The 6,090-nt window shown below is 38.5% G+C and carries 4 protein-coding genes; all 4 read left to right on the top strand.

Annotation, left to right across the window (positions count from 1 at the left end; all coding sequences use genetic code 11):
- Positions 1-201 precede the first annotated feature (201 nt).
- Complete coding sequence (locus tag AB5Z52_RS15750) at positions 202-1,332, top strand: LCP family protein (RefSeq protein WP_060814597.1); 1,131 nt, start codon at positions 202-204, stop codon at positions 1,330-1,332.
- A 357-nt stretch (positions 1,333-1,689) separates the two neighbouring features.
- Positions 1,690-3,810 carry a penicillin-binding protein 2 gene (locus AB5Z52_RS15755; RefSeq protein ID WP_147735573.1) on the top strand — a complete coding sequence of 707 codons (2,121 nt, stop codon included), beginning with the start codon at positions 1,690-1,692 and terminating at the stop codon, positions 3,808-3,810.
- 305 nt (positions 3,811-4,115) lie between these two features.
- The gene (locus AB5Z52_RS15760; RefSeq protein WP_003126954.1) at positions 4,116-4,397 is read left to right on the top strand and encodes a hypothetical protein; all 282 of its coding nucleotides are present in this window, start codon (positions 4,116-4,118) and stop codon (positions 4,395-4,397) included.
- A gap of 3 nt (positions 4,398-4,400) precedes the next feature.
- A partial coding sequence (locus tag AB5Z52_RS15765; RefSeq protein ID WP_368267002.1) for a cation:proton antiporter occupies positions 4,401-6,090 on the top strand: 1,690 nt, incomplete at its 3' end.

Consider the following 6,090-nt stretch of genomic DNA (forward strand, 5'->3'; position numbering starts at 1 on the left):
GGCCTTTTAGGCCGAGGCCGGTAAGAGAGGCTTCTAGCCGAAGAGCAAACCACCCGTTTCACGGGTGGTTATGATTATCTGTTCATATTTCATTTATATTTCAATAACATTAAATTTGTTGTTGATAGATTTCTTACATTGCACAAGTGTCCTTTTTATGGGAAAATTTAAACGATTCTATTAGAACAATTGAGGTGCTTTATGCGAAATTATCAGAAAATAATCGTTACTATTTTATGTGTTTTGGCGCTTGGTATAATCGGATTGACCGCTTACGGTATCAATTTTTATTCTGAGGCCGAAAATACATTTAATAATATCAGTCAACCAGTTGAAAGAACAACAGCGAAAAGGGAAACTCAAGTAAGTATTGAAGACCGTGACGCATTTTCAATTCTATTACTTGGGCTTGATACTGGTGGTAAGGGAAGAACAGAACAAGGCAGATCGGATACTATCATGGTAGTTACTGTGAATCCTAAGAAAAAACAATCAACGATTGTGAGTCTAGATCGAGATATCTATACACAAATCATTGGGTACGGAACAATGGATAAATTGAATCATGCTTATGCGTTTGGTGGGGTTGAGATGTCTATGGATACCGTAGAGAATTTGCTGGATATTCCTATTGATCATTACGCAACCATAAATTTCCAAGGTCTTAGCGATTTAGTTGATGCGCTAGGTGGGTTAGAAATTGATAACAAATATCATTTTGAATTAGATGGTGTTGAATTAACACCGGGAAAATATCATTTAGATGGTGAGCAAGTCCTAGCTTATTCTAGATTCAGAAAGTATGATCCTTATACAGAAATGGGAGATCCTGAAGGAGATGTCGGACGACAAAAAAGACAACGTGAAGTTGTTACAAAAATTGTAAATAAAATTTTGAGTCTGGATGGAGTCAATAACTATCGTGACATTTTAAAAGCTGTTGAGAAGAATACAACAACGGACTTAAAATGGACCGACATGTTGGACATCGCAACCAACTATTTGCCGGCTTTTGATTCCATTAAACAAGATCAGCTTATTGGTGAGGATCAAATGATCAATGATATTTATTATCAAATCCTAGGAATGAATGATTTACTCGAAAAACAAAATTTATTGAAAGAACAATTAGACTTACCTCAAAATGATGAGCTATCAACAGGTGATAAATTTACTCAAGGCTATGTTCCTTATCAATTTTATGACGATAGTGATAATACTTCTAACGGCGATTATTATGAGGATAATGCCTCGGATGGTAACTATTCGAATGATGGGTATTCAGGTAATCAAGAATATGAGGATGATTCACTGAGTGACGATGGTTATTAATAAGCGAATAATATTTAAATAGAGTATCTTAAATTAAAGAACCTAAATGAAGTGATATGCCTCATTTAGGTTCTTTAATTTAAAGTGACTGAAAGAATGAGACTTTTCCACAGATGGAAGAGAGGAAAATGTGTTTCACGGGATTAAAATTGGAAAAGATTAAGGAAGCTTAAAGTGAAGCAGATTTTTTCTCAACAAAAAAATCTTTTTGCGTAACTGTGAAACATTACAGTGGATGAGAACGAATTCTTATAATTTTCTCTAAGGATACTTGGATAATTTTGATTTCTTCTGTTTATATTGAAAATTTTTGGTAAAATAAGACGGTAAGCAGTTTGTAATGAGAGGATAGAAGAGATGAAGAATCTAAAAGATAAAGTCATTAAGAATATACGAAAAGGGCCTGAGGAGCCTAAGACAAAATCTTATCGCAAATCCCATGTTCCCTTTCGATTGAATTTTCTCTTTTTTGTGATTTTTGGTCTTTTTGTTGCGTTGATCGTGCAATTAGGTTATTTACAAATCGTCAATGGTGATAATATTGAGAAGCAATTGAAAGCTTCATCCGTGGTAGAAGTCAATGGCAGCTCTCCACGAGGAATGATTTATGATGCATCTGGCAAACCGCTTGTCAAAAATCAAGCCAATGCAGCCATTACCTTTACAAGAGGAAATAAGATGACAGCTGAAGATTTATTGAAGACTGCACAAAAACTAGCTACATTGATCGATATTCCAATCGATAAGAATCTGACAGAGCGGGACCTGAAAGATTTTTGGTTGGCAGATACTGAAAATTTGAAGAAAGCGCAAGATCAATTAAGTTCCAAGCAAAAAGCGCTCGGGGCTTCTGAACAGTATGCGGCAACTGTCGATAAAGTAACGGATGAGGATATTGCCTTTAATGATGATCAGTTAAAAGTAGCTTCCATTTTTAAACGAATGAATAGTGCACAATCTTTAAGCACTGTTTATTTAAAAAATTCTGATGTATCTGATGAAGAACTAGCAATTGTGGCTGAGAATATGACCGAACTTCCCGGAGTTTCGACCGGCACAGACTGGACTAGAAAAATTGTTGAAGGCAGTTCATTGGCAAGTTTGATCGGAACTGTGACAACAGAAGAACAAGGGATCCCTGAAGAAAATTTGGATGAATATCTAGCAAAAGGGTATGCTCGTAATGATCGTGTAGGACGAAGTTACTTAGAGAAGCAATATGAAGAAGTCCTTCAAGGATCAAAATCAAAGTCTCAAATCACATTAGATAATAGCAATAATATTGAAAGCCAAAAAGAAATCTATGCGGGCTCTAAGGGAGATAATCTTGTACTGACGCTAGATGCCAAGTTCCAAAAAGAAGTTGATGAAATCTTACAAGATAACTTTAAATCTTTGATGGATTCAGGAGCTGCAGAATACTCGCCTGGAGTCTATGCTGTTGCGATCAATCCTAAAACTGGCGGGATTTTGGCAATGTCAGGTTATCAACATGAGGCAGAATCAAGCAAATTGCAAGAGAATGCAATCGGAACCTTCATCAATGCTTTTGTTCCAGGGTCTGTAGTCAAAGGCGGGACGTTAGCAGCTGGTTGGGAAAATGGTGTCTTGAATGGGAATGAAGTCTTATATGACCAACCAATCCGCATCGGCTCTGATGTCAAAGCTTCGATCTTTAACCCGACAGGAGCAAACAACCGCAATTTGTCAGCTGAACAAGCATTAGAAGTTTCTTCCAACTCCTACATGATGCAGGTTGCTTTACGCTTGATGGGCATTGAGTATCAGCCTGGAATTTCAATTCCAACAGTTGATCGTCAAACAGAAGCCTACAGTAAGCTGCGTACAGCCTTTGCCTCTTTTGGGATGGGGACGAAAACAGGGATCGATCTTCCTGGCGAAGCAACAGGGATCAGCACACCTGTCGACAAATTAGATACGGTCAGTGATGGCGGTAAGATCCTGGACTTAGCCTTCGGACAGTTTGATACCTATACGACATTACAATTGGCTCAATATGCAGCAACTGTGGCCAATGGCGGCCAACGATTGCAGCCACATATCGTTTCGGGTATCTATGGGAATGATGAAACCGGTGGTTTAGGAAGCTTGAAATCAGCGGTAGAACCTACCGTTTTGAACGAAGTTGGTTTAACTACTGATCAGATGAAAATCATTCAAAATGGATTTTATGATGCCGTTCATGGAACAGATGCTTGGGCTACAGCAACAGGACTAGCTTCTGCTAAAATGGAACTTTCTGCGAAAACGGGTACTGCGGAGACACCGATTGTCGATGAAAATGGCAAAACCATCAATCTGGTCAACCTAAATATTGTTGCTTATGGACCAAGTGATGATGCAGATATAGCAGTTGCAGTGGTTTTACCACAGGTTAAATCTTCAACTACTTCGCATCCAAACGTAAAAATCGTGAAAGAAATCATGGATGCTTACTATGATTTATATATGAAATAAGCAAGGCATAATCGTTGAATGAGTAAGAGGGAGTTGATGAACGGTTCGTTCGCTGATGATTTTCCAAATCAGTGAAGGACGGTTCATCAACTTTTTTTATAGCAAAATACTTTCTATCGGAATTATTAAGAGATTATCAATAATTCGGAGAGAAACCTCTTTTTTAGTAAGTGGGTCTTGCTATTTTTGGTTGAATGGCATAGAATACTCTCGGTCAACAAGAAATGAAAAAGCAGGATTGGTTTCAATCATTTTTCATTTTAACTGACTTCTATTATAATTGACTAGAATTGCAGGGGGCTATCATGACGAAGCAATGTTTAACGAAACAAGAATTGATGGAACGCCTAGGGGAGTTCTCACCAGCAGAAAAAAAAGAAATCCGCGAATATTTGCAACGGAAGAATCCATTGCTGTTTCGCAAATTTGAACGCATGAAACATGAATTATTTCGTCTAGAATCAAGACGGATTCAATGTGAAATCGAAAAAAATGAAAAGGAGTTGAATCAGCTCGATCATAAGATTCTCATGAAAAAAGAACATTTTCTTGAGTTATTAATCGCAATTCGAAAGAAAAGAGGATAATGGATGGAATTTATTGAACTTATCATCATCATCGCGATCCTCGTGACCTTTTCAAATATTGTCAGCAAAATACTGCCATCAGTACCGATTTTCTTCATTCAGATTATCTTAGGCATTCTGCTAGGATTGACTGAAATGGGACAAGAAATCGCATTTGAACCAGAGATGTTTCTAGTGATGATCATTGGACCGCTATTGTTTCGAGAAGGAGAACGAGCCGATGTTCCGGAAATCTTGAAGAACAGTAAGATCGTTTTGTTTCTGGCCTTTGGCGGTGTTTTGCTGACCTTATTTGCAGTGGGAACGACACTGCATTGGCTGATGCCATCGATTCCTTTGGCTGCTTGTTATGCTTTTGGCGCTGCCTTAGGACCAACAGATGCGGTAGCCGTCTCATCTTTAGCGAAACGCTTAAAAATTTCCAAGAACATCATGCATATTTTAGAAGGAGAAGGTCTTTTGAATGATGCTTCCGGGGTAACAGCGCTCCAATTTGCTATCGTTGCTTTAGTCACTGGTAGCTTTTCTGTTATGGGGGCTGGCTTTCAATTGCTTTTTTCGAGTATTGGCGGCGGCTTGATTGGTTACTTGATCGTTTGGCTAAAACGGCGGATCATTCGCTTTATTGAAAAAATATCTGCCCAAGATGTCACTGTTTATCTGTTGATCGAACTACTATTGCCTTTCGCAGCCTACTTGATTGCAGAAATGGTTGGAGTATCTGGTATCATTGCGGCAGTTGTTGCCGGTGTAGCGCAAGCACAAAGAAGACGACGAGTCTCTTTGTTCGATGCGGAACTAGCCAATATCTCTGAAAGTACGTGGTCAACAATTGTATTTACGTTGAACGCCCTTGTTTTTTTATTTTTAGGGATTGAACTTTCGCAAGTATTCTCACCCATTTGGGAAAGCAATTCTTATGCAAATGGTCATTTAGTCTTGACCATCGTAGTAGTAACACTCGTTATCTTCTTCATTCGTTTCTTATTCCTTCTTTTTTATTATCAGTTTTTACAATCAAAAAAAATCGTGGACTTGAAGCAAGTAGCTTTGTTGACCTTTGGAGGGGTCAAAGGAACGGTCAGCTTAGCGGCAATTTTTATCTTGCCTGTAACGATCAACGGTGACCAATTTGAAGCCCGCAGTTTGCTCTTATTTTTGACGGCTTGTGTCATCTTAGCGACTTTAGTGATCAGTGTACTTGTCTTGCCTTATTTGGCAGATGGTGAAGCTGCCGAATCTGTTGATTTCAATCAGTTGCTGATTTTAGAAGAAGTCATCCAGATCTTGGAAGAAGAAGAGAAAGAAACTACGGATGCCAAAGAGCGCTTAGCGACAGATGCAGTAATCAATACTTATGAAAATCGACGCTGGGAATTGTATCGCAATAGTTTAACTGATTCTGAAAAGCAAGAGATACAGGAAATTCAAGGATTGATTCTATCCATTGAACAGGATGGTTTGGATGAAGCCTACCGAAAAGGTGAGGTTAGCTCCAATGGGTATCGCTTTTATTCCCGGTTCATTTCGCAGCAGCAGCATTCGTTAGCAAAACAGTTCTTGTCTTTTTTCAGTTTTTGGCTTTTGATCATTCAACGTTTTGTACGGATCATTTTTCATCCCAAGCTGTTTTGGCAGCGCCAGCAGCAGCTGAAGGATGCATTGAAACAAAGAGATATATCAGAAGTACAAA

This window comes from Enterococcus sp. RTP21361st1_A6_RTP21361_211029 (assembly GCF_040910045.1).
Lineage (GTDB): Bacteria > Bacillota > Bacilli > Lactobacillales > Enterococcaceae > Enterococcus_D > Enterococcus_D gallinarum.

Coding starts and splice junctions, on each gene's coding strand:
- AB5Z52_RS15750 (WP_060814597.1), top strand. CDS start 202: ATGCGAAATTATCAGAAAATAATCGTTACTATTTTATGTGTTTTGGCG.
- AB5Z52_RS15755 (WP_147735573.1), top strand. CDS start 1,690: ATGAAGAATCTAAAAGATAAAGTCATTAAGAATATACGAAAAGGGCCT.
- AB5Z52_RS15760 (WP_003126954.1), top strand. CDS start 4,116: ATGACGAAGCAATGTTTAACGAAACAAGAATTGATGGAACGCCTAGGG.